This is a genomic window from Pseudomonas sp. MF5691, assembly GCF_016405645.1.
Taxonomy (GTDB): domain Bacteria; phylum Pseudomonadota; class Gammaproteobacteria; order Pseudomonadales; family Pseudomonadaceae; genus Aquipseudomonas; species Aquipseudomonas shahriarae.
In genome coordinates, this window is the sequence record NZ_JAEKDC010000003.1 from 131,069 (window position 1) to 155,021 (window position 23,953).

The window sequence follows — 23,953 nt, forward strand, 5'->3', positions numbered from 1 at the left end:
CGCGGTCAACGCACCGTGTGAAAACGCTTGGCGGTGGTGTAGTTCTTCTTCCAGTAGTTGTTGGCCAGGGAGTCGATGCGGATGCTCTTGCCCTTGCGCGGCGAATGAATGAACTTGCCCTCACCCACATAAAGGCCGACATGGCCGACCTGGCTGCTGCCATTGGCCTTGAAAAACACCGCATCGCCGGGCTGCAGCGCATCACGCTTGATCGTCGCCGCCGTTGACCGGTGCATCGCCGCCGTGGTGCGCGGGATGACAATATTGGCCTCGGTCTTGAACAGATAGACCAGCAACCCGCTGCAATCGAACCCCTGCTCCTGGGAGCTGCCGCCCCACTTGTACGCGGTGCCCAGCAACTCATGGGCGCGGTCGACCACACTCTCGATGGTGGGTTGCGGCACGGCCTGCAACGATGAACTGAAAGGGGCCAGGGAAGTGGTGCGCTTATTGAAGTTGGCCGAAGCCGATGAGGTGATGCCAAACAGACCGACCATGACTACACATAAAAATGACTTAAACATGAGGAACGTCGCAATGGATTAAACACGGGGGCGAAATCCTAGTGAAACGACGCGTAGAAATATGAGCGAGGAATCCCCTATGCGCGTAGGAGCAATCCCAAATCAACCCTGGGACAAGTAGCTGAAGGAAACGCCCTGCAAAACAGCTGGCGGGGCCCGCCAAAACCGCCCAATTCGGGTGCTTGCGCAGCCCATGACGCACCACAATGAATCACTCCCTCACCACCCCCTCGCCCCGTTTAGTGGCGCAACGCCCCAGACCTACGGCGTTTTCCTACGTCCAGCAGGGTTGGCAAGCCCCTTGCTCTAGCCTGTTTATCGCTCATAGCTGGAAGCTTCCTGATGCTGGTGATCCACCGCCGAATCGCCCCCCAACCCACCTGGGCCGCAGAGTTGCTGCTGAACTTCGAAGCCCGCAGCAAAAGCCGCCTGCGCTGTTTCAGTGCCGAGGGAGAAGACGTCGGCCTGTTTCTGGAGCGCGGTCAGCCGCCGCTGCACGATGGGGAATTCCTACAGGCTGAAGACGGACGTGTCGTACGTGTCTGCGCGCGCCCTGAACAACTGCTGCACGTAACCTGCAGCAGCGCCTTCGAGCTGACCCGCGCGGCCTATCACTTGGGCAACCGCCATGTGGCCCTGCAAGTGGGTGACGGCTGGCTGCGCCTGCTTGATGACTACGTGCTCAAGGCCATGCTCGAGCAATTGGGGGCCCATGCCGAAACCCTCGAAGCACCGTTCCAGCCCGAGCACGGCGCCTACGGTGGCGGTCATCATCACTCACGCCACGGTGACGAAGACTTCAACTACCCGCCCAAACTGCATCAGTTCGGCGTGCGCCTGTGAACCCGGCCTGGGCGCTGTTGCGTCTGGCCAGTCCGCAATTGCCGATTGGCGGCTACAGCTATTCCCAGGGCCTGGAAATGGCCGTGGACAATGCCCGTGTCAGCGATGCCGACAGCGCCCGACGCTGGATCAGCGACCAACTGCTACTCAACCTCGCACGCTTCGAAGCGCCGCTGTTGCTTGCCCAGTGCCAGGCCGCCGCCGACCAGGACTGGGCGCGCCTGCGCCAGCTCTGCGAAGAGCATCGTGCCAGCCGCGAAACCCGCGAGCTGTTCCAGGAGAGCCGGCAAATGGGCTACTCCCTGCAACAACTGCTCAACGGTCTGCCGGAACTGGATGACGCAGCGCGCCGCTTTCTCGACGCCACCCCCGAACCCCACCTGGCCCTGGGCTGGGCACTTGCCGCGCGCGCCTGGGCGATCAGCCCCGAGGATGCCCTGGCCGCCTGGCTGTGGAGCTGGCTGGAAAACCAGTTGGCGGTGCTGATGAAGACCCTGCCCCTGGGCCAGCAGGCCGCCCAACGCCTGACCAGCGAGCTGCTGCCGTTGCTGCAACAAGCCCAGCAGGACGCCCGCCAGTGCGATCCCCATCACGTTGGCAGCGCCGCGTTCGGCCTGTCCCTGGCATGCATGGCCCACGAGCGCCAGTACAGCCGCCTGTTCCGTTCCTAGGAGAAACCCATGAACACACAACCTCTGCGCGTCGGTATCGGCGGCCCCGTTGGCTCCGGCAAGACCGCCCTGACCCTGGCGCTGTGCCTGGCCCTGCGTGATCGCTACAACCTGGCGGTGGTCACCAACGACATCTATACCCGCGAAGACGCCGACTTCCTGGTGCGCAACCAGGCCCTGGCACCCGAGCGCATCATCGGCGTAGAAACCGGCGGCTGCCCGCACACGGCGATTCGCGAAGACGCGTCGATCAACCTCGAAGCCGTGGATCAACTGAACCGGCGCTTCCCAGGCCTGGACCTGATCCTGGTGGAGTCGGGCGGCGACAACCTGTCGGCCACCTTCAGCCCCGAGCTGTCGGACCTGACCATCTATGTGATCGATGTGTCGGCCGGCGACAAGCTGCCACGCAAGGGCGGGCCGGGGATCTGCAAGTCGGACCTGTTGGTGATCAACAAGATCGACCTGGCGCCGCTGGTCGGCGCCTCGCTGGAACTGATGAACAGCGACACCCAGCGCATGCGCGGCGGCAAGCCGTTTGTGTTCAGCAACCAGAAAACCGGCGTCGGCCTGGAAGAAATCGTCGCCTTTATCGAACGCCAGGGCCTGCTGACCGCAGCCTGATCCCTTACCAAGGAGCTGTTTATGAGCCTCAACAAACTGTTTGCCGCCGCCACCCTGCTACTGGTCCCAGCCCTGGCCTTTGCCCATCCGGGCCACGGCGACAATGGCCTGGTGGCCGGCATCAGCCATCCCCTCGGCGGGCTGGACCATTTGCTGGCGATGCTGGCCGTCGGCCTATGGGCAGCGCAGCAACAAGGGGCGGCGCGTTGGGCGCTACCGTGTACGTTTGTCGGCACCATGCTGCTCGGCGGCGTGCTGGGGTTTGAAGGGTTGGCCTTGCCGGCCCTGGAAAGCGGGATTGCCGCGTCGGTACTGGCCCTGGGCCTGGCGGTGGCCTTGGCGATTCGCCCGCCGGTGGCGCTGGCCGTGGCCGCAACAGCGGTGTTTGCCCTGTTCCATGGCGTGGCCCATGGCCTGGAGCTGCCGGACATGACCAGCCCTTGGGCGTATGCAGCCGGGTTTGTCGGGGCGACGGCGGTGCTGCACGCGGCCGGGTATGCGCTGGTGCGCTTCTTGCCGGCTGCGGCGGCGCCGCTGGTGCGGCTGGCGGGCGCGGCTTCGGCGGCGACCGGGGTCTGGTTGCTGGCGGGCTGAGCCTTGCGGTGCCTGTAAGGGATCCATCGCAGGCAAGCCAGCTCCCACATTTGAAGGGGTTCACAACTCAAAAATGGGGAGCGGGCTTGCCCGCGATAGCGCTCGCACAGACACCACTGTTCTCAAGCCTGCTACCATGCGCGGCAAACACCCCTGCCGTGACGACGCCAGCCGATGCCCATCGCTCCAAGCTCCGCCCACAAGCCTCAATTGAACGCCGTGCTCACGCACTTCAACGACCTGATCGTGCCGCTCTGGCAGGGTCCGGGCTGGAATGCCGAGCTGGCGTTGCCCTATGAGGCGCTGGACGCCGACCATCGCCCCTTGCCCCCGCAACGCTACCGCGCCATGGCCTGTGCCCGGCAGTTGTATGTGTTTGCCAGCCTGATCGGCGAGCCAGGCAAAGAGTTTGCGCAAGAGCGCGCTGCGGCGTTGTTTCGCTCGCTGCAACGGCACTTCCATGACGCCGAGCACGGCGGCTGGTTCTACAGCATCGACCCCCACGGCAATCCGCTGGACCAGCGCAAAGACCTCTACACCCACGCGTTTATCATCTTCGCCTGCGCCCATTACTGGGCCAAGGTCCGCGAGCCGTTGGTGGAGTCGGTGCTCAATGCCGCCCTGGAAGTAGTCGCCGAGCGCTTTGCCACGGGCGACGGCCTGTATGAGGCGGTCCTGGAGCGTAACTGGTCGTCCCTCAAGTCCGGCCCGCTACAGAACCCGCTGATGCACCTGGCTGAAGGCTTCCTCGCCACCCTCGCGGTGCGTGAAGACGCGGCAGTGCAACAGGCCCTGCTGGCACTGGCGACGGCCATGCAGCAGCGCTTTATCGAGCGCCAGCATGGCGTGATGATGGAGAAACCCCTGGGCGCTGTGGATAACTGGTTCGAGCCGGGGCATCAGTTTGAATGGTTCTTCCTGCTGGAGTCCTCGCCCCTGCTGCGCGGCACTGCGCTGCATGCCTCGCTGAGCCGGGCATTTGCCTATGCCGAGCAAACCGGTGTGGATAACCTCACTGGCGCCGTCAGCGGCATGTTGGCGCTGGACGGCAGCGTGCGTGACGCCACCCAGCGCATCTGGGCCCAGGCCGAGTACCTGCGGGCACTGACCTTGCGCCCGGGCAGCGCGGCGGTGCTGGAGCGCCAGTTGCTGGCGTTGCAGCAGCATTTCCTGCATGCCAGGGGCTGGAATGAGTGCCTGGATGCCAAGGGTGAGGTGAGCCGGCGGGATATGCCGTCGACTACGCCTTACCATTTGGCTACCTGCTATCAGGGGTTGAGCGAGTTTCTCGGCTGATTTTCCCGGCCCCATCGCAGGCAAGCCAGCTCCCACACTTGAACGGTTTCCATCGTTGGAACGCAGTCGAATGTGGGAGCTGGCTTGCCTGCCAGAGCCTCACCTCGGTCTAACGGCCGATCACGCAATCCACTTGCGATCCCCAGTAAAACTGATCGTCAGCCACCGCGCCTTGTCCGGCGCGCCCAGCCCTGTGGATATCTCTTCACGTAGCCCGTCGAGCGTCGCAACCTTATCCACCGGGTAATCGGCCGGCAACACCACATGGATCTCGATAAACCGCGCCCGCCCGTGTTTCTGCACGTAGGACACGTAATCCTCGAAACCATGCCGGGCCTGGGCCGCATCCATCACTTCGCGCACCTTGTCGTCCAACTGGTCCGGGGCAATCCCCAGCACGTCGCGCAAGGCCGGGCGCAGGATCTTCAAGGCCGGCGCCAGCATGCTCAGGGCCAGCAGGATCAGGATCAAGGGGTCGACATACACCGCCCACTCGCCGTAGCCCTGGGACTTGAGCAACAACGCGGCCAGGAAGCTCACCAGCAGGCCCACGGAGAGCATCGCGTCCACCAGCCAACTGATATTGTCGAACTGGATCAGCGACGACTGCAGCTTGCGGTTGCGGTGGCGCACATAGAAGAAGTAGGCGAACTCGACCACGGTAAACACCGCGGCGTAGATGATCACCAGCCCCAACTCGATCTCGCGCCCGCCATTGATAATGCCGAACACCCCGTTGAGAAACGCGTAGATGGCGATCAACAGCAGGAAACTGCCCTCGATCAGCAGCACCATGGGTTCCAGGTGCCAGTAGCCGAACTGGAAGCGGTCATTGCTTTTCTTGGCGATCAGCTTGGCCGTGATCAGCATCAGCACCTTGATAAAGGTCGCGATCAGCGAGAAAAAGCCATCGAATAAAATGGATTGGGCGCCTGATATCACACCCGTGACAATCCCGGCGATCGCCACGGCGAACATCAGGATGGTCGATTGTTTGAGCAGTGCCTGCTCACCTCGGTTACTCACATATCCTCCTGTCAAAACCTTTAAACCGCTGGTTGCGGTGGGGTTTTCAGGAGTGGAGTGTACCTTATGTCGCCTTTTGGCCGATTTGCCGCCTTCGCCGGCAACCCCGGCTCCCCCATTTGATTGCATTTCAGAAGAGGGAGCCGCGCTGCGACGATTCGACTTGCCCGCGCTGCAGGCGGCGCGGTGCTAAGCCTTATTTAGCCCCACGCTCAATCGCAAACCCAGCCCAGGTCTGGCTGACCGGCATCAGCTCCAGGCGGTTGATGTTCACATGCGCCGGGGTGTTCATCACCCAGAAGATGGTGTCGGCAATATCTTGCGGCTGGATCGGCTCGGCGCCCGCATAGGTGGCGTCGTAACGCGCCTGGTCACCGCCGAAGCGCACCAGGGAGAACTCGCTCTCGCACAGGCCCGGCTCGATGTTGGTCACGCGTACGCCGGTGCCTTGCAGGTCGCAGCGCAGGTTCAGGGAGAACTGTTTGACGAACGCCTTGGAGCCGCCATACACGTGGCTGCCCGGGTACGGGTAGTTACCGGCGATGGAGCCCAGGTTGATGATCCCGGCGCCACGACCATGGGCGATCAGGCGCGGCAGCAGCAGGCTGGTAGTGGTCAGCAGGCCCTTGATGTTGGTGTCGACCATGGTTTCCCAATCGTCGAGGCTGCACTTGGGCGCCGGGTCGGTGCCCACGGCCAGGCCGGCATTGTTGATCAGCCCACGCAGTTTGCTGAACGATGGCGGCAGGTTGGCAATTGCCTCCTCCATGCCCTTGCGATCACGCACGTCCACCACCAGGCCATGCACCTCGGTCTGCTTGGAAAGCTCTTCGACCAGGACATTCAAGCGCTCGGCGCGCCGACCGGTGAGCACCAGTTTCCAGCCAGCCTCGGCAAAGCGACGGGCACAGGCTTCGCCGAAACCTGAAGTTGCGCCAGTAATAAACAGCGTGTTGGACATGGTGTTCTCCTTGCGGGCATCGGGAAAAAATCAGCCAGCAGAATGCCCTTACGCCGCCGTTGCGGCAACCGCTATGCACATAACTTCATGCACACCTGATCACTTTTTAACCACCCCAGGTAAAGCCTTGTAAACCGTGGCCTGCAGCCATATGCGCGCAGGTTATCCACAGCTGCGCCCACAGTCTTTGGGGGCAAGTACAAAACCCTCCAGGCCCCTATGTACAAGGCTTTCAGGGCGATTCAAAAAGTTTTTTGCTTGACCTTGGGCGGGCCATATGTAGGCCCCTGCGGGAGGATGAGTCGGGATGCATGGCTCCAGGCCAGTAAATCCGGCCTCTACACCAGTCTTTCCAGAGTTTAACCACAGACTTATCCACAGGCTTGAAGGTCATGTTTCGGTCATATACCTGTGTCTATGAACAGGTTGACAAAACCTGCGACACTCCACAAAAAAGCCCCTGATCAAAAAACAACCATAGCGCTACAGGCCTCGTAGATAAAGGCTTGCAGCCAGCTACTCCCATGTTACCCACAGCCGGTTCCACAGTGGATGGGGACAAGTCATTTGTGTGACAAAACAGGGATTTGCGGCGGCTATATGTCGCGCTTGAGGAGGTGTGTGGATTTGTTTTCCACAATTTGCCGGAGGGCCTGTGGACGACCGAAAAATGCAGGCGCCCGCTGATCATTCCCACGCTTCGCGTGGGAATGCCGCCAAGGACGCTCTGCGTCCCAAAGCGTGACGCGGAGCGTCACAGGATGCGCTCCCACGCAGAGCGTGGGAGCGATCAGGCCGGGTTAGTGCCCGCCGAGGTAGGCGTTGCGCACTTCCTCGTTCACCAGCAACTCCTTGCCGGTGCCGGTCAAACGGATTTCGCCGTTGACCATCACATACGCCCGGTCAGACAGGCGCAACGCATGGTTGGCGTTCTGCTCCACCAGGAAGATGGTCATCCCGGTGGCGGCCAGCTCGCGCAAGGTGGCGAAGATCTGCTTCACCACAATCGGCGCCAGCCCCAGGCTCGGCTCATCGAGCAGCAACAGCTTGGGTCGGCTCATCAATGCCCGGGCAATGGCGAGCATTTGCTGTTCGCCACCGGACATGGTCATCGCCCGCTGGTTACGCCGCTCCTTGAGCCGTGGAAACAGCTCGAACATGCGCTGCATATCTTCGCTGGCGTGCTTGTCGCCAATGGGGATGGTGCCCATCAGCAGGTTTTCCTCGACGGTCATGTCCGGGAACACCCGCCGCCCTTCCGGGGACTGGGCGATGCCGTTGGAGGCGATGTAGTGGGACGACTTGTGGGTGATGTCCACGCCCTGGTAGAGGATCTGCCCGGACTCGGCGCGCGGCTGGCCGAAGATCGACATCAGCAGCGTGGACTTGCCCGCGCCGTTGGAGCCGATCAGGCTCACCGTCTCACCTTCGTCGATGTGCAGCGAGACTTTTTTCAGGGCCTGGATCGGGCCGTAAAACACGTCCAGGTCCTTCATTTCGAGGATAGGCGTACTCATACCAACTCCTCTTCATCGGCGCCCAGGTAGGCCGCAATCACTTTCGGGTCGTTACGGATCGCTTCCGGCCCGCCCTCGGCGATGACGTTGCCGTGGTCCAGCACCACGATGTGGTCGGAAATACTCATCACCATGCCCATGTCGTGTTCAATCAGCACCACTGTGAGGTCGTGTTCGTCGCGCAGCAGGCGAATCATCGCGCTGAGGGCTTCGGTTTCCTGGGGGTTGAGGCCCGCTGCCGGTTCGTCCAGGCAGATGATCTGCGGCCGGGTGCACATGGCACGGGCGATTTCCAGGCGGCGCTGCTGACCGTAGGAAAGCTCGCCGGCCAGGCGGTTGGCACAGTCCACCAGGTCCACCACTTCCAGCCAGTAGAAGGCGTGGTCCAGTGCATCGCTTTCTGCCTTGCGGTAGCCCTTGGTGTTGAGAATGCCCGCCAGCATGTTGCGGTTGACCCACATGTGCTGGGCCACCAGCAGGTTTTCCACCACCGACATTTCCTTGAACAGGCGAATGTTCTGGAACGTACGCGCCAGGCCGGCACGGTTCACCAGGTGGGTGCCGCCGAACATCTTGTAGTACACCCGGCTGAAAAAACTCTTGGGCGACACGAAGTCGGTGGGCTTGAAGCGTTCGCCGAGCAACTGGATCACGTTGGTCTGTTTGCCACGGATATTGAGTTCGATCTTGCCGCCGCTGGCTGTATAGAAGCCGGTCAGGCAGTTGAACACCGTGGTCTTGCCAGCGCCGTTGGGGCCGATCAGGGAGAAGATCGAGTTGCGTTCGACCTTGAGGCTCACATCGCTCAAGGCCTTGATGCCACCGAAGTGCATCATCAGGTGTTCCACGTTGAGGACCACTTCCTTGCTCATGGCGCTACCCCCTTGCGTGGTGTCACGCCGCTACGGCTGATCCGGATCAGGCCACGCGGTCGCCAGATCATCATCACCACCATCAACACGCCAAACAGCAGCACACGGTACTCGGAGAAGCTACGCAGCAGTTCAGGCGCCACGGTCAGCACGAACGCGGCAATCACCACGCCCACCGTCGAGCCCATGCCGCCCAGTACCACGATGGCGAGGATCAATGCCGACTCGAAGAAGGTGAACGAAGACGGGTTGACGAAGCCCTGGTAGCTGGCAAAGAACACCCCGGCCAGACCGGCCGTGGAGGCGCCGATGGTGAAGGCCGAGAGTTTGACCAGCACATGGTTCAGGCCCATGGAGCGGCAAGCGATCTCATCTTCACGCAGGGCTTCCCAGGCGCGACCCACTGGCATGCGGGTCAGGCGGTGCTTGATGTACAGCACGGCCAGCACCACCAGGAACAGCACGATGTAAATGAACAGAAATTTCACGTTGGGGTTGTAGGCGATGCCGAAGAACTCATGGAACGGCACCCCGCCTTCTTTGGCGCGGCGGCCGAACTCCAGGCCGAGGAAGGTCGGCGATGGCACCGGCATACCGTTCGGCCCGCCGGTAAACGACAGCCAGTTGTTGAGCACCAGGCGGATGATTTCACCGAAACCCAGGGTCACGATGGCCAGGTAGTCACCGTGCATTCGTAACACCGGGAAGCCGAGTATGCACCCCGCCAACGCGGCCGCAATGGCCGCCAGCGGCAACACCGTCCAGAACCCCAGCCCGAGGTATTGGTACCCCAGGGCCAGGCCATAGGCGCCGATGGCGTAGAAAGCCACGTAACCCAGGTCGAGCAACCCGGCCAGGCCCACCACGATGTTCAGGCCCAGGCCCAGCAACACGTAGATCAGCCCGAGGATCACCACGGTCAGCAGGTATTTGTTGGCAAAAAACGGAAAGACAATGGCGATCACGATCAGCGCCGGGATGATCCAGCGCAGCCGCGACTTGTAGTCCGGCGCCAGCACATGCACCCCGGAGCCCGAGCTTTCAAAACCCTGGAGGATCTTCAAGCCCTTGGGCGTTTGCAGGAACAGGCTCATGACCAGCCGCCCGGCCATGACGATGGCGACCAGCAAGCCCACGCGGGCCGGCTCCAGGTTGAAGCTGTAGCCGTCCAGGACCACGCCGACGATAGGGCCGAACACGATCAGGGAAATCAGCCCGGCGAGGACCGCATCGACCACACTTTTCTTGATATCAATAGATTTGGCAGCAGACATGTTTACACCTTCGCCACGAGAGGGCGACCAAGCAGGCCCTGGGGACGGAAAATCAGAATCACCACCAGCAGGGAGAAACTGAACACGTCTTTGTAGTCAGAGTTGATCAACCCCGAGAACAGCGACTCGGAAATCCCCAGGATGATCCCGCCCAGCATCGCCCCAGGCAGGGAGCCGATGCCGCCGAGTACCGCTGCGGTAAATGCCTTGATGCCGATGATAAAGCCGGCATAGAAGTCGAACGTGCCGTAGTTCAGGGTAATCAGCACACCGGCCAGGGCCGCCATGGCGGCACCGATGACAAACACGTAGGAAATCACGCGGTCGGTGTTGATCCCCAGGATCGAGGCCATCTTGCGGTCTTGCTGGGTCGCACGGCACATGCGGCCGAGCTTGGTGTACTTGATGATGTAGGTCAGCAGCGCCATACCGGCAAAGGCTGCGACCAGGATAAACACCTTGGTGTAGGTCAACTGGACGAACCCGGTGCCGATATCGACGCGCCAGGCGCCGGCCAGCAGGGTGGGAATGCCTTGTTGCTTGGCGCCCTGGGCGATCTGCGCGTAGTTCTGCAGGATCAGCGAAATCCCGATGGCGCTGATCAGCGGGGCCAGGCGCGTGGAGTTACGCAACGGTTTGTAGGCGACACGCTCGATGACCCAACCGTAGACGCCCGTGACGACAACGGTGAACACCAGGGTGCCAAGAATGAGCAGCGGGAAGGATTCGAGGCCGAAGTAAGCCAGCAGTGCCAGACTGATCGCCGCGAGGTAAGCGGAAATCATATAAACCTCGCCGTGGGCGAAGTTGATCATGCCAATGATGCCATAGACCATTGTGTAGCCGATGGCGATCAGGCCATAGACCGACCCGAGGGTCAGACCGTTGACCAGTTGCTGCAGGAAAATACCATCCATAACGCAATCTCACGCGGTGAGAACCTGCACACCGTGGGGTGTGCGGTCCTTCTGGAGGAAAAGACAGATCTGGTGCCGGACGCAATGACCCGGGCAACCGCGATCCAGTGTGGGAGCTGGCTTGCCGGCGATAGCGGTCTCACATTCAACACAGGTGCTGGCTGTCAGTCCGTCATCGCGGGCAAGCCCGATTCCCACAAGGGGTCGGTGGTGGCTGGTTGATTACTTCTGCTTTTCCAACTGGTGGTATTTGCCGTCCTTATCCCACTGGTACACCACGTAGTCGGAGACTTTCAGGTCACCCTTGGTATCCCATTCTTTCTTGCCCATCACGGTTTGCACCGGGTTGGCCTTGAGCCACTTGGCTGCATCTTCGCCCTTGTTGGACTTGGCGCCGTTGAAGCCGGCGGCCAGGGCCTGGATCGAGGCGTAGGCGTACAGGGTGTAGCCTTCAGGCTCGGTGCCATTTTTGCGGAACTCTTCCACCACGGCCTTGCTGTCTGGCAGCAGGCGCGGGTCGGCGCCGAAGGTCATGTAGACGCCATTGACGTACTGCGCACCACCGGCGGTCGCCACCAGTTCGTCGGTCACGACACCGTCGTCGGACATGAACTTGACGTCGTTGAGGCCGGCTTCACGGATCTGGCGTACCAGTGGACCGGCTTCCGGGTGCAGGCCGCCGAAGTACACAACGTCGGCACCCAGCGAGCGGATCTTGGTGACCAGGGCGCTGAAGTCTTTTTCGCCACGGGTCAGGCCTTCTTCCAGCACCGGCTTGACGCCGCGCTTGGTCAACTGGGCGGCGGTGGCATCGGCCAGGCCTTTGCCGTAGGTGTCCTTGTCGTTGATGACCGCGACTTTCTTGCCCTTGAGCACGTCGACGATGTAGTCGCCGGCCACGATGCCTTGCTGGTCGTCACGCCCGCACATACGGAACATGGCCGCCAGGCCACGCTCGGTCACTTGTGGGTTGGTGGAGCCTGGAGTGATAGCGATGATGCCCGCTTCGTCGTACACCTCGGAGGCTGGAATGGTGTTGGACGAGCAGAAGTGGCCGACCACGCCGATCACTTTGTCCTGGTCGGCCAGGCGGTTGGCCACGGCCACGGCCTGCTTGGGTTCGCACGCATCGTCACCGGCCACCAGCTTGATCTGTTCGCCGTTGATCCCGCCCGCCTTGTTGATCACATCGGCTGCCGCCTGGGCACCTTTCATGTACTGCTCACCGAAGGCTGCGTTGGCGCCCGTCATCGGCCCCGCCACGCCAATCTTCACATCAGCTTGAACAAACGTAGAAACACCCAGCGCGGCAGCTACCGCGAGGGCCAGGAAACCTTTCTTGTAAAACGTCTGGGACATGAGTGGTGCTCCGAGTTTTTTGTTGAATGGGCACTGCAATTTCACTTCAAACTTTCACTTGAAACCTTCACCGGAAAGCTGAGAGCAAGCGGCGTGCCATTGCGTTTTTATATTTCAAAAAGACACGGTGTCATTGTTATTACAGGCGTTTCGGTGCCTTTTTGCCGGGACGTGCAACCCTCTGGAACGCAGAGGTGCAACCAAAGGCCCGAAAGAGTGAAACCCGCCGATTGGACTGATGTCAGCCAGCCATCAAGCGCCCCTTCGGACATCTGTAACCACGCGCGTAACGGAAGTGCACATTTACAGTGCGTCACTGCTACGACTCGCACCAATACAGATTAGTAGCCGGCTAAGAAAACGCCGGCTTTTGGGCGGTATTTCGCTGATCAGATGACAATTCGCAGGCATTGGCCGGCGTGATACAACGAAAACCCGGCTTCATACAGGCAACTGCGCAGGCCCACCCCGGCCAGAGGCTGCATCGGTGCAAACGGAATCGGCAGAGCCTGGGGATCCTGGTGACACAGGTAGTCGGCAAATGCCTTACCCACCACCGTCCCGGTGGTCACGCCACGCCCGTTGTAGCCAGTGACGGCCACCAACCCGGGCGCGGGCTCGAACAGCCGCATCAGATGGTCCGGGGTAAAGGCGATACAGCCGGTCCAGGTGTATTCCCAGTCCACCGCCTTGAGGTACGGGAAATAGTGCTGCTGCACACGGTCGGCCCAGGCCTTGAGGAACCAGGCGGGCTTCTGGTTACCGTTGCCCAGGCTGCCCAGCAACAGACGCCCGTCGGCATCACGCCGGATACTGCTCAGCACCTGACGGGTATCCCAGGAACCCTGGCCACCCGGCAGGATTTGTTGCGCGGCGGCATCGGTCAACGGCGCGGAGGCTACCTGATAGTAATAACCGGGGAAAAAGTTGCGCCGCAGCTCGGTCCATTCACCTTCGGTGTAGGCGTTGGAGGCGATCACCACTTGTGCAGCCTGCACCGCGCCCTGGGCAGTTTGCACAGACCAGTGCTGCCCCTGGCGCTCCAGTTGGGTCACCGAGGAATGATCGAACAATTGCCCACCCAGGCCCACGGCTGTATGGGCCAGGCCGCTGGTGTAGGCCATCGGGTTCAAGGTACCGGCACGCCGGTCGAGCAAGGCGGCGGCGATCTTTCGGGTGCCGGTGGCCTCCTCGCACGCGGCCCCCGTCAACAGTTCGACCGGTGCACCACGGCGCTTCCACTGCTCCTCGCGGCTACGCAGGTCCGCTTCGCCACGGGCGTTGTGCGCCATGTGCAACGTGCCCTCGCGGCGCAGCTGGCAATCAATGTTGTATTTGTCGATCAGGCTGAACACCAGGGACGGTGCCGCACCGAGCATGCGGTTGAGCTGGCTGCCCACCGCCGTGCCGAAACCGGCCTCGATCTCGTCCGGAGGAATCCACATCCCGGCGTTGACCAGCCCCACGTTGCGCCCCGAACCGCCATGGCCGGTGCGATGGGCCTCCAGCACGCAGACACTTTTGCCTTGCTCCAGCAGGTGAATGGCCGCCGACAAACCGGTGATACCGGCGCCGATCACGCACACATCCACCTTGACCTCACCCTTGAGGGCGGCGCGATCCGGCCGGCCAGGGGTCAGTTGTTCCCACAAACACGCTTCGCGTAATGGCATTGCCAGACTCCGGGATCTAACCAACAACGCTTATTCTGAATTGCGAACCCAATCGGCTGTGGGAGCTGGCTTGCCGGCGATGACGATGGTGAATCCAATACCGCTATCGCCGGCAAACCAGCTCCCACATTGACCGCACCTGATTCAGTCGAAGGTAATGCCCTGGGCCAACGGCAGTTCCAGCGAATAGTTCACGGTGTTGGTCTGCCGGCGCATATACCCGCGCCACGCGTCCGAACCCGACTCACGCCCGCCACCGGTCTCTTTCTCGCCGCCAAACGCGCCGCCGATCTCCGCGCCACTCGGGCCGATATTGACGTTGGCGATCCCACAATCACTGCCCACTGCCGACATGAACTGCTCGGCCTCGCGCACATCGGTGGTGAAGATGCACGACGACAAGCCCTGCGGCACCGCGTTATTCAGGCGCAATGCCTCGCTGAAGTCCTTGTAGCCGACCACATACAGAATCGGCGCGAAGGTTTCACTGCACACCACATCGCTCTGCTCGGGCATTTCGACGATGGCCGGCGACACGTAGTAAGCGTTGGGGAACTGGTCCTGCAACTGACGCTTGCCGCCAAACACCTTGCCGCCTTCGCTCAAGGCCTGCTCCAGGGCGTCCTGCATGTTTTCAAAGCTGTGTTTGTCGATCAGCGGGCCGACCAGGTTGCCTTGCAGCGGGTGACCGATGCGCACCTTGGAATAGGCGGCCTTGAGGCGCGTGACGATTTCGTCCTTCACCGACTCGTGGGCGATCAGCCGGCGCAGGCTGGTGCAGCGCTGGCCTGCGGTACCGACCGCACTGAACAGGATGGCACGCACGGCCATGTCCAGGTCGGCGCTGGGACCGAGGATCATCGCGTTGTTGCCGCCCAGTTCCAGAATGCTGCGAGCAAACCGTGCGGCGACTTTCGGCGCCACTTCGCGGCCCATGCGCGTGCTGCCGGTGGCGCTGATCAGCGCCACACGCGGGTCGTCCACCAGGGCGGCGCCGGCATCGCGCCCGCCGATGACCACCTGGCAGAGATACGGCGGCGCGTCGCTGAAGTTTTTCGCGACACGTTCAAACAGTGCCTGACAGGCCAGGGCGGTGAGTGGGGTCTTTTCCGAGGGTTTCCAGATCACCGCGTTGCCGCACACCAGCGCCAGCGCCGTGTTCCACGCCCACACCGCCACCGGGAAGTTGAAGGCGCTGATCACACCCACCACGCCCAACGGGTGCCAGGTTTCACGCATATGGTGGCCAGGGCGCTCGGAGGCGATGGTCAAGCCGTACAGCTGACGCGACAGGCCCACGGCGAAGTCGCAGATGTCGATCATTTCCTGCACTTCACCCAGGCCTTCCTGGGTGATCTTGCCGGCTTCCCAGGACACCAGTTCGCCCAGGTCGGCCTTGTACTCACGCAGCAGGTCGCCGAACTGGCGCACCAGCTCACCGCGACGAGGCGCCGGCACCTTGCGCCAGGCGTCGAATGCATGCTCGGCGCGACTGACCTGCTGCTCGACCTCGGCCGCCCCTTCCCAGTGCACACTGGCGATGCGGCTGCCATCTATAGGTGAATGCACAGGCTGCTTCCCCGCCTGGTACAACGCCGGGTCTACACCGAGACGATCAAGCAATGCGGCAACCATGGGTCACTCCTTCAATCCACCAACAGAAAAATTGCGCCGTGGCCCGCACGACGATCCAGGCCTTATTTGTAGCTGGCCCAGGACTTGCCAACAAACGACGATTAGGCGAGATATCATTCCGTTTATTCATGCAAAACAAAAAAAGAGGCGTGCCGTGCTCAATAAAAGACATTTGCCCTCGATCACCGCCCTGCAGTGCTTCGAGGCCGTGACCCGCCACCTGAGCTTCACCCGCGCCGCCGAGGAACTGAACCTCACCCAGAGCGCCGTCAGCAAGCAGGTCGCACAATTGGAGGAGTTGCTGCAGCACCTGCTGTTTCGCCGGGTCCGCCGGCGCTTGCAGATGACCCCGGCGGGCGACCTGTACCTGGTGGAAGTACGCAAGATCTTGAGCCAGGTGGAGATGTCGACCCACTACCTGCGCTCCTACGGCGGCGAAACCGAAGTGCTGCGCGTATCGACGCCCTACACCTTTGGCGCGCGCTGGCTGGTGCCACGGCTCAAGGGCTGGCGCCTGCGCCACCCGCAGATCCACCTGGACCTGTGCAACGAGCAGACGCCGGACGAGTTGCTGCAAGGCAAGGCCGACCTGGCCTTCTACTTCGGCACAGGCGCAAGGCCAGGCACCGAAAGCCTCAAGCTGTTCAGCGAGGAACTGGTGCCGGTGTGCGCCCCCGACAGCCTGCCGGCCCAGCCCTTTAGCGACCCCACGCAACTGAGCGAGTTGGTGCTGCTGCAAAATGCCTCGCGCCCCCAGGGCTGGCATGACTGGTTCGCCAGCCTCGGCTACCAGACCGAGCACAGCTACCACGGGCCGCGCTTTGACACCTTCTATATGTGCATCCGCGCCGCGCAGGTAGGTTGTGGCGTGGCGCTTCTACCGCGTTTTTTGGTGGAAGAAGAGTTGGCAGACGGCAAGTTGGTGATCCCCTGGCAGCACGCAATGCCCAGCCAGGATGCGTACTACCTGGCGTATCCGGAGCATTCGGCAGAGGTGCCTAAGGTGCGGGATTTTGTGAAGTGGATGATGGAGCAGGTTGTTTAGCCCCTGGAATACCGCCATCGCAGGCAAGCCAGCGCCCACATTTGGAATGCATTCTCCTGTGGGAGCTGGCTTGCCTGCGATGACGCCAGAGGCCACGACAAAAAAACCTCTGGCAAAACAACACAGGTCTATGCGCCACTAGCGCCATTCTTGTCTGGAGATTCCCGTTATGAGCGAGAGTGTGTTTGCCGATCGCATCGTGCAGAACCTGCTCGACACCGACTTCTACAAGCTGACCATGATGCAGGCGGTGCTGCACAACTACCCCAACGTGGAAGTTGAATGGGAATTCCGTTGCCGTAACAGCGAGGACCTGCGCCCCTATCTGGCAGAAATCCGCTACCAGATCGAGCGCCTCGCCGAGTTGAGCCTGAGCCCGGACCAGTTGGGTTTCCTGGAACGCATCAGCTTTATGAAGCCGGACTTCCTGCGCTTCCTGGGTTTGTTCCGCTTCAACCTGCGCTATGTGCAGACCGGCATCGAGAATGGCGAGCTGTTTATCCGCCTGCGCGGCCCCTGGCTGCATGTGATCCTGTTTGAAGTGCCGCTACTGGCGATTGTCAGCGAAGTGCGCAACCGCTATCGCTACCCGACCATCATCCTGGAGCAGGCCCGCGAGCAGCTGTATCGCAAGTTCGACTGGTTGACCGCCAATGCCAGCAGCGACGAGCTGGCCGAGTTGCAGGTCGCGGACTTCGGTACCCGCCGGCGCTTCTCCTACCGCGTGCAGGAGGAAGTGGTGAATGTGCTCAAGCACGACTTCCCCGGCCGTTTCGTCGGCACCAGTAACGTGCACCTGGCCCGCGAACTGGACATGAAGCCCCTGGGCACCATGGCCCACGAATGGATCATGGCCCACCAGCAACTGGGCCCGCGCCTGATCGACAGCCAGATCGCCGCCCTCGATTGCTGGGTCCGCGAGTACCGTGGCCTGCTGGGGATCGCCCTGACCGATTGCATCACCACCGATGCCTTCCTCAGCGATTTCGATCTGTACTTCGCCAAGCTGTTCGACGGCCTGCGCCATGACTCCGGCGACCCGGTGCAGTGGGCCGAAAAAGCCATCGCCCATTACCACAAGCTGGGCATCGAGCCGATGAGCAAGACCCTGGTGTTCTCCGACAGCCTGACGCTGCCCAAGGCCCTGGAGATTTTCCGCGCGCTGCGCGGTCGGATCAATGTCAGCTTTGGCATCGGTACCAACCTGACCTGTGACATTCCAGGTGTGGAACCGATGAGCATCGTGCTTAAAATGACCGCCTGCAATGGCCAGCCCGTGGCGAAGATCTCCGATGAAGCGGGCAAGACCCACTGCACGGATCCGAACTTCGTCGCCTACTTGCGCCACGTTTTCAAAGTACCTGCCATCTCTAGCGAGGAGTGAATCATGCAAGCCGTACAGCGTGAGATTGCTGAACAGCTCAAGGTCCAACCACCGTTCCAGGACCACGCCGCCCTCGAAGCGGAAGTGGCCCGGCGGATTACCTTTATCCAGGACTGCCTGCTCAATTCGGGGCTCAAGACCCTGGTGCTGGGCATCAGCGGCGGCGTCGACTCCCTGACCGCCGGCCTGCTGGCCCAGCGGGCGATGAAAGAGCTGCGCGCGCTCAAAGGCGATGACGCTTACCGCTTTATCGCGGTGCGTCTGCCTTACGAGACCCAGTTCGACGAACACGATGCCCAGGCCAGCGTTGACTTCATCAACCCCGACGAACGCCACACGGTCAACATCGGCCCGGCGGTCAAGGCCCTGGCCAATGAAGTGGCGGCCTTCGAGGGCAAGGCGGCGGTGTCCCGCGATTTTGTACTGGGCAATACCAAGGCGCGGATGCGCATGGTCGCGCAATACACTATCGCCGGCGCGGCAAGTGGCCTGGTGATCGGCACCGACCATGCGGCGGAAGCGGTGATGGGTTTTTTTACCAAGTTTGGTGATGGCGCCTGCGACCTGGCGCCGTTGAGCGGGCTGGTGAAAAACCAGGTACGGGCGATTGCCCGGTACTTTGGTGCGCCCGAGTCGCTGGTGGAGAAGATCCCGACAGCCGACCTGGAAGACCTCTCACCGGGCAAGCCGGATGAAGCGTCCCATGGCGTGACCTATACCGAAATCGATGCGTTCCTGCACGGCCAGCCGGTGCGTGAGGAAGCGTTCAGGATTATCTGCGAGACCTATCGCAAGACTGAGCACAAGCGGGTGATGCCGTTTGCGCCTTGAGGTGAGGCGGGTGGTTGTGTATTGATTGTCAGGCCGCTATCGCGGGCAAGCCCGCTCCCACAGTTGAATGTATTCATACATCAAAATGTGGGGGCGGGCTTGCCGGTGATGAACGATAACGCGGTCTGTGGCCTTACTTCAGGGTCACAGTGCCTTTCATCATCGCGATGTGGCCTGGGAACGAGCAGAAGAACATGTACTTGCCGTCAGCCTTGAGCTTGGACACATCGAAGGTCACCGAGTCGGTCTCGCCAGCGCCGATGATCTTGGTATGGGCGATGATGCGGGTGTCGTCTTTTTTCAGGTAGTTGTTGTCGATACCGGCGGCCATGCCCTCGGTTGCAACCGGCTGCATATCAGCCTCAGTGGTCAGCACCCAGTTATGGCCCATGACGTTCTTCGGCAGGTTGCCCGAGTGCTTCAGCTCAACGGTGAACGTCTTGCAGCTCTTGTCGATTTCAATGGCCTTGGTATCGAAGGACATTTGGTCGGTGGAGTCGACAGTGACCTTGCACTCTGCAGCGAGCAACTGACCGCTGGCCAGAGTCAGCAGGGAAACAGCAACGATTTTGGCGAACATGTGAATCTCCAAGGCAGGGTTTAAAAAACGCATATGCGACAAGGGTGCCTGAGGCAGGCAGATGTTCCAATGATCTGAATCAACAGATTGTATACAACTTTAGGCTATCAGACTGATCGACAGAATCAACCAGCCAAAGTGCCGCACGCTGCCTATGATCGGCTCATCTTTCCTTCCTGGAGTCCGAGCCATGCACCTCAATAGCCTGTTATGCAGCCTGCTTGCCGCTTACGCCTGTGGCGCCAGCGGTACTTACGAAACGGTTAATGTCGACTAACGTTTAGTCAGCAGAGACGATTCTGAAACCCGATTACCCCTTGGAGCCCGTTTAAAGGCAGAATACCCGCCGCTCAACCTCACCTTCGACCCCAGAGGATCGCCCATGGCAAAACCTAATTACTCCTTCGCCAAACGTCAGAGAGACTTGGCCAAGGAACAGAAGAAAGAGGAAAAGCTGCAACGTAAGAAAGCTGCGGCCGACGAAGAAGCAGGCGCACTGAACCCGGATGCTGAAGGGGAAGTGATTGCTGACGAAACTGAAACCCCGAAAGACCCGGCACCCGAGGCCTGAACCCCCGCCTCAATGAATGCCTGACCTGTGGCGAGCAGGCTTTATGTGGCGAGCGGGCTTGCCCGCGTTGGGGCGCGAAGTGGTCCCAGAACTGGGACGGCTACGCAGTCCAGCGGGAGCAAGCGCCCTCGCCACAGCACACGCTCGCCACAGCGGCCTGCTCTCCACGGGAGCATTGGCCACACCGCATCGGTTATTCCAGCGGCATCACCGTCACCCGTACTTCCGGGTCATGGCTGCCCCCTCCCAGAATCACCCCGCGCAACGGCGAGACATCGGAAAAATCCCGGCCCCAGGCCAGGGTGATGTGCTCCAGTGCCGGCTGCACATTGTTCGTCGGATCAAAATCCACCCAGCCCGACAACGGGCAAAACACCGACACCCACGCGTGCGACGCATCAGCGCCGATCAGCCGTGGCTGGCCGGGCGGGGGCTGGGTCAGCAGGTAGCCACTGACGTAACGCGCCGCCAGGCCCCGTGAGCGCAGGCAGGCGAGCATCAGGTGGGCAAAGTCCTGGCACACCCCCCGTCGACGCTCCAGCACCTCCACCAGCGGCGTGGCGACCTGGGTGGCTTCGGCATCGAAGGTGAACTCGCTGAAAATTTTCTCCATCAACGCCTGCACGCCCAGCAACAGCGGCCGGCCAGCCGGAAAGCAGCTCTCGGAAAAATCGACGAAGTTTTTCTTCAAATGCACATAGGGCGATTCGAAACGATAGCGGCACGCCTCGATCGCCTCTGCCGACAACGGCTGGCCACTGTAGGTCAGGCGGTTGCGGGTCTGGTCCCAGGGCGGTGACTGGTTGAAATCCAGCACAGGCCGGGCCAACACTTCGACGGTCAGTCCGGCGTTGACCAGCAATTCGTCATGGGGCCGCTCGAACGCCAGCCGGGTGATCGGATTGCCAAACACATCCAGCTCATCACGGCGCGCCGTCGGCTCGGGGCTGATCTCCAGTTGCCGCGAAGTGCAGCGCTGCCACGCACACGGGCGCGGCCATAAGTGCGCCAGTTGCTGGGCCAGGGACACCGGGCTGTCGTAGTGATAATGGGTATCGTGGAAAATCTGATAGCGCGCGCTCATTACACAGACACCGTTTGCTGGCTGACATCATCCACATGGGCAAAATGGCGCAGGGCCAGGCGATCAGAGACTTGCCCGCTTTCATCGGCGACCGCCTGCAACAGGTCCGCCAGGCCGTCGAGGGCCGCGCGCACGCTGGCGTCACCAAACAACGGGTTCTCCAGGCAACCCAGGTCAAAGCGCGACAGGCGCTCCACCAGCGGCGCCAGCCCAGTCTCCCGAGGCACGCCGAAGTCATCGTTGAGGCGACGCAGGGTGCGACTCACCAGCTTGAGCTGGAACACCACCGCGTGGGGGTTCTGTTCATCCAGCAGCAACAGGTCCAGCACCGGAATCAATTGCGGCACTGCCAGGTAACGCGAGCGGTAGGTGATGCTGCTGTTGCCCAACTCCAGCAACCACTCCAGCCCGGCCTGGTCGAACACCGCCACGCCACGCAGGAAGGCCGCGAGGCTGCTGCTGAGAAACTGCAGGCGCTCGATGCGCCGGCCCATCATCAAAAAGCGCCAGCCTTCGTCGCGGGTCATGTCGTCGAGGGCAAAGCCGGACAAGGCCGCCAGCGACATCACCAGGCGATTGAGAAAATCCAACAGCTCGCCAAAATCCGGCGTCTCGCGCTCCAGCTCCAGGGCTTCGCGCTGCAACTCCACCAGAGCCTGCCAGTTCTCCCGGGACAGCTTGCCGCGCACCTGGGATGCCGCCCACTGCAAGCGCTGCAAGTTGGCGCGCAGGCTCGACGGCCAGTCATCACCGAGCAGGGCCTGCAGCAGGCGCTCGGGCAACTCGCCCTCCTCCGGCAGCAGGCGCAGGCTCTCACCGAGTTCTACGGCGGCCTGCAGGGCCAGCGGGTCGTCACCATCGACATAGCGCGCGAGCACCACACGCAGCCAGCGCGCACTGTTATCGCAGCGCTCGCAGTAACGGCCGAACCAGAACAGGTTTTCCACCACCCGCGAAGGCAGGTAGGGGTCGCGACGCACCAGGTCATGGGTGCCAATCACCCGCTGCGCACGCCATTGCTCGCCACCGGGGGCCCGCTCGCCCAGCACCCAGGTGTCCTTGCTCGCCCCGCCGCGTTGCATCGACACCACTTCGGCGTCCGCGTGGGCTGCCACGCGGGTCAGGCCGCCCGGCAGCACCCGGTAGCCATCCTCACCGGCCACCGCGTACACGCGCATGCCGATGGCGCGATGTTGCAGATGATCATCCACGGTGTGCCAGACCGGCGCCTGGGACAGCTGCGCCAGCTCCTGGGCCACGTAGGCGTATGGGCGCGCCTGCATGCGTTCGGCCAGGGCCTGGCGTTGTTCGTTGTTCAAGTCGCGGCCAAACACCGGGGCAAAACTTTGCGAAGGGAACGCCGGTTTGATCAGTAACTCCGGCAGTTTTTCCAGGGCTTCGGCCAGTACCGGGGCCTCGCCGCACCACCAGGTGGCGATGGACGGCAGGATCAGTTCTTCGCCAAACAGAAATTGATTGATCTTCGGCAGGAAACCCAACAGTCCAGGGGACTCCAGCACGCCGGCGCCCAGGGCATTGGCCACCAGCACATTGCCCTGGCGTACCGCATCCAGCAGGCCGGGCACGCCCAGGGCCGAGTCGGTGCGCAGTTCCAGGGGGTCGCAGAAATCATCGTCCAGACGGCGCATGATCGCGTGCACGCGGCGCAGGCCGCTGAGGGTCTTGAGGTACACCGTGCTGTCGCGCACGGTCAGGTCGCCGCCTTCTACCAAGGGGTAGCCAAGCTGGCGGGCCAGGTACAGGTGTTCGAAATAGCTTTCATTGAAGCGCCCCGGGGTCAGCAGCACGATCAGCGGCGGCTGGTCATCACCGGGCGCCTGGCGGGCCAGGGTTTCCTGCAGGGTGCGGAAGAACCCGGTGAGGTGCTGCACCTGCAAGTCGCGATACAAATCCGGGAATGCACGGGAGACGATTGTGCGGTTTTCCAGGGCATAACCGGCGCCGGAGGGCGCCTGGGTGCGGTCTGCCGTGACCCACCAGCGGCCATCCGGGGTGCGCGCCAGGTCCACCGCGTACAGGTGCAGGAACACTCCATCGGGCGGCTGGATGCCCTGGCACGGCCAGAGGAAGTTGTTATGCCCAAACACCAGTTCTGCCGGCAGCAAGCCTTCGGCAATCAGGCGTTGCGGGCCATACAGGTCGGCCAGCACCGCATTGAGCAAGCGCGCACGCTGGGCAATGCCTGCCGACAAGTGCGCCCACTCATCCGCCGCCAATACGTGGGGCAGCAGGTCCAGCTCCCATGGGCGGTCGGCGCCCTTGGGGTCGGCATAGACGTTGTAGGTCACGCCGTTTTCCTGGATCTGCCGCGTCAGCAACGCCTGGCGCTGGGCCAGTTGCGCCGGGGTGCTGCGCTGCAGGTGGTCGAGCAGGCGCTGCCAATGGGCGCGCACCGCGCCGCTGCCATCCAGCAGTTCGTGATAGGTGCCCGCAGTCAGCGGGTAACGGTCGAGCAAGTCGGACATGGAACGCTCGGCAGGGGCAAGGGAAGCCAGATTAACCTAACAAACACTGCAAATCCTCTGTGGAAACTGGCCGTGTGAGGAAGCGGGCTTGCTCGCGATAGCAGTGCGTCAGCCAATGCATGTCCTGGCTGATACTCGGTCATCGCGGGCAAGCCCGCTCCCACATAAGCCCGCGCCTACAGGTGG

General features: G+C 61.9%; 22 protein-coding genes. 9 read left to right on the forward strand and 13 right to left on the reverse strand.

Annotation, left to right across the window (positions count from 1 at the left end; genetic code table 11):
- Positions 1–5 precede the first annotated feature (5 nt).
- Positions 6–524: a C40 family peptidase gene (locus JFT44_RS05955; protein ID WP_128593132.1), complete on the reverse strand. Its 519-nt coding sequence runs from the start codon at positions 522–524 to the stop codon at positions 6–8.
- A 342-nt stretch (positions 525–866) separates the two neighbouring features.
- On the opposite strand from JFT44_RS05955, the gene ureE reads away from it, so the two are divergent.
- The 5 genes from ureE (at position 867) to JFT44_RS05980 (ending at position 4,552) form a co-directional block, all read left to right on the forward strand.
- On the forward strand, positions 867–1,367 hold the full coding sequence (gene ureE, locus JFT44_RS05960; protein ID WP_057437471.1) for an urease accessory protein UreE: 501 nt from the start codon (positions 867–869) through the stop codon (positions 1,365–1,367).
- A complete protein-coding gene (locus JFT44_RS05965) occupies positions 1,364–2,038 on the forward strand; it encodes an urease accessory protein UreF (protein WP_186625847.1) in 675 nt (224 codons plus the stop codon). The genes ureE and JFT44_RS05965 overlap by 4 nt, the downstream gene beginning before the upstream one ends.
- A 9-nt stretch (positions 2,039–2,047) precedes the next feature.
- The gene (ureG, locus tag JFT44_RS05970; RefSeq protein WP_003217431.1) at positions 2,048–2,662 is read left to right on the forward strand and encodes an urease accessory protein UreG; all 615 of its coding nucleotides are present in this window, start codon (positions 2,048–2,050) and stop codon (positions 2,660–2,662) included.
- 21 nt (positions 2,663–2,683) lie between these two features.
- Positions 2,684–3,256: a HupE/UreJ family protein gene (locus tag JFT44_RS05975; protein WP_057437463.1), complete on the forward strand. Its 573-nt coding sequence runs from the start codon at positions 2,684–2,686 to the stop codon at positions 3,254–3,256.
- Positions 3,257–3,430: 174 nt separating this feature from the next.
- A complete protein-coding gene (locus JFT44_RS05980) occupies positions 3,431–4,552 on the forward strand; it encodes an AGE family epimerase/isomerase (RefSeq protein ID WP_115127270.1) in 1,122 nt (373 codons plus the stop codon).
- 120 nt (positions 4,553–4,672) lie between these two features.
- Here the strand turns inward: JFT44_RS05980 and JFT44_RS05985 are convergent, their stop codons facing one another.
- The 9 genes from JFT44_RS05985 to JFT44_RS06025 all read right to left on the reverse strand — a co-directional run bounded on the left by JFT44_RS05985 (position 4,673) and on the right by JFT44_RS06025 (position 15,786).
- Positions 4,673–5,578: a cation diffusion facilitator family transporter gene (locus JFT44_RS05985; protein WP_057437459.1), complete on the reverse strand. Its 906-nt coding sequence runs from the start codon at positions 5,576–5,578 to the stop codon at positions 4,673–4,675.
- Positions 5,579–5,774: 196 nt separating this feature from the next.
- Positions 5,775–6,539, reverse strand: coding sequence for an SDR family oxidoreductase (locus tag JFT44_RS05990; RefSeq protein ID WP_198830443.1), 765 nt, complete (start codon positions 6,537–6,539; stop codon positions 5,775–5,777).
- A gap of 800 nt (positions 6,540–7,339) precedes the next feature.
- Positions 7,340–8,056 (reverse strand): ABC transporter ATP-binding protein, encoded by a 717-nt coding sequence (locus JFT44_RS05995; RefSeq protein WP_057437450.1) that lies wholly within the window; start codon positions 8,054–8,056, stop codon positions 7,340–7,342.
- Complete coding sequence (locus JFT44_RS06000) at positions 8,053–8,928, reverse strand: ABC transporter ATP-binding protein (RefSeq protein WP_057958172.1); 876 nt, start codon at positions 8,926–8,928, stop codon at positions 8,053–8,055. The genes JFT44_RS05995 and JFT44_RS06000 overlap by 4 nt, the downstream gene beginning before the upstream one ends.
- On the reverse strand, positions 8,925–10,202 hold the full coding sequence (gene livM, locus JFT44_RS06005; protein ID WP_057958171.1) for a high-affinity branched-chain amino acid ABC transporter permease LivM: 1,278 nt from the start codon (positions 10,200–10,202) through the stop codon (positions 8,925–8,927). The genes JFT44_RS06000 and livM overlap by 4 nt, the downstream gene beginning before the upstream one ends.
- Before the next feature lie 2 nt (positions 10,203–10,204).
- A complete protein-coding gene (locus tag JFT44_RS06010; RefSeq protein ID WP_057437447.1) occupies positions 10,205–11,119 on the reverse strand; it encodes a branched-chain amino acid ABC transporter permease in 915 nt (304 codons plus the stop codon).
- Positions 11,120–11,341: 222 nt separating this feature from the next.
- Positions 11,342–12,478: a branched-chain amino acid ABC transporter substrate-binding protein gene (locus JFT44_RS06015; protein WP_057437446.1), complete on the reverse strand. Its 1,137-nt coding sequence runs from the start codon at positions 12,476–12,478 to the stop codon at positions 11,342–11,344.
- Between the two features lie 389 nt (positions 12,479–12,867).
- Positions 12,868–14,151, reverse strand: a complete 1,284-nt coding sequence (locus tag JFT44_RS06020) for an FAD-binding oxidoreductase (RefSeq protein WP_057958170.1) — start codon at positions 14,149–14,151, stop codon at positions 12,868–12,870.
- A 144-nt stretch (positions 14,152–14,295) separates the two neighbouring features.
- Complete coding sequence (locus tag JFT44_RS06025; RefSeq protein WP_057958169.1) at positions 14,296–15,786, reverse strand: aldehyde dehydrogenase family protein; 1,491 nt, start codon at positions 15,784–15,786, stop codon at positions 14,296–14,298.
- Positions 15,787–15,940: 154 nt separating this feature from the next.
- Between JFT44_RS06025 and JFT44_RS06030 the strand changes: the two genes are divergently transcribed.
- From JFT44_RS06030 to nadE, 3 genes are all read left to right on the forward strand, one after another.
- The gene (locus JFT44_RS06030) at positions 15,941–16,831 is read left to right on the forward strand and encodes a LysR family transcriptional regulator (RefSeq protein ID WP_057437442.1); all 891 of its coding nucleotides are present in this window, start codon (positions 15,941–15,943) and stop codon (positions 16,829–16,831) included.
- Between the two features lie 169 nt (positions 16,832–17,000).
- Positions 17,001–18,215, forward strand: a complete 1,215-nt coding sequence (pncB, locus tag JFT44_RS06035; RefSeq protein ID WP_057958168.1) for a nicotinate phosphoribosyltransferase — start codon at positions 17,001–17,003, stop codon at positions 18,213–18,215.
- A gap of 3 nt (positions 18,216–18,218) precedes the next feature.
- The gene (gene nadE, locus JFT44_RS06040) at positions 18,219–19,046 is read left to right on the forward strand and encodes an ammonia-dependent NAD(+) synthetase (protein ID WP_057437440.1); all 828 of its coding nucleotides are present in this window, start codon (positions 18,219–18,221) and stop codon (positions 19,044–19,046) included.
- A gap of 133 nt (positions 19,047–19,179) precedes the next feature.
- Here the strand turns inward: nadE and azu are convergent, their stop codons facing one another.
- On the reverse strand, positions 19,180–19,626 hold the full coding sequence (gene azu, locus JFT44_RS06045) for an azurin (protein ID WP_057437438.1): 447 nt from the start codon (positions 19,624–19,626) through the stop codon (positions 19,180–19,182).
- Between the two features lie 382 nt (positions 19,627–20,008).
- Here azu and JFT44_RS06050 point away from each other — a divergent pair, with 382 nt between their 5' ends.
- On the forward strand, positions 20,009–20,197 hold the full coding sequence (locus JFT44_RS06050; protein ID WP_057437435.1) for a hypothetical protein: 189 nt from the start codon (positions 20,009–20,011) through the stop codon (positions 20,195–20,197).
- Positions 20,198–20,390: 193 nt separating this feature from the next.
- Here the strand turns inward: JFT44_RS06050 and JFT44_RS06055 are convergent, their stop codons facing one another.
- Together JFT44_RS06055 and JFT44_RS06060 are read right to left on the reverse strand one after the other, a co-directional pair.
- A complete protein-coding gene (locus JFT44_RS06055) occupies positions 20,391–21,281 on the reverse strand; it encodes a transglutaminase family protein (protein WP_057958166.1) in 891 nt (296 codons plus the stop codon).
- Positions 21,281–23,767: a circularly permuted type 2 ATP-grasp protein gene (locus tag JFT44_RS06060; RefSeq protein WP_057437433.1), complete on the reverse strand. Its 2,487-nt coding sequence runs from the start codon at positions 23,765–23,767 to the stop codon at positions 21,281–21,283. Before JFT44_RS06060 ends, JFT44_RS06055 begins: the two co-directional genes overlap by 1 nt.
- Positions 23,768–23,953: the final 186 nt, after the last annotated feature.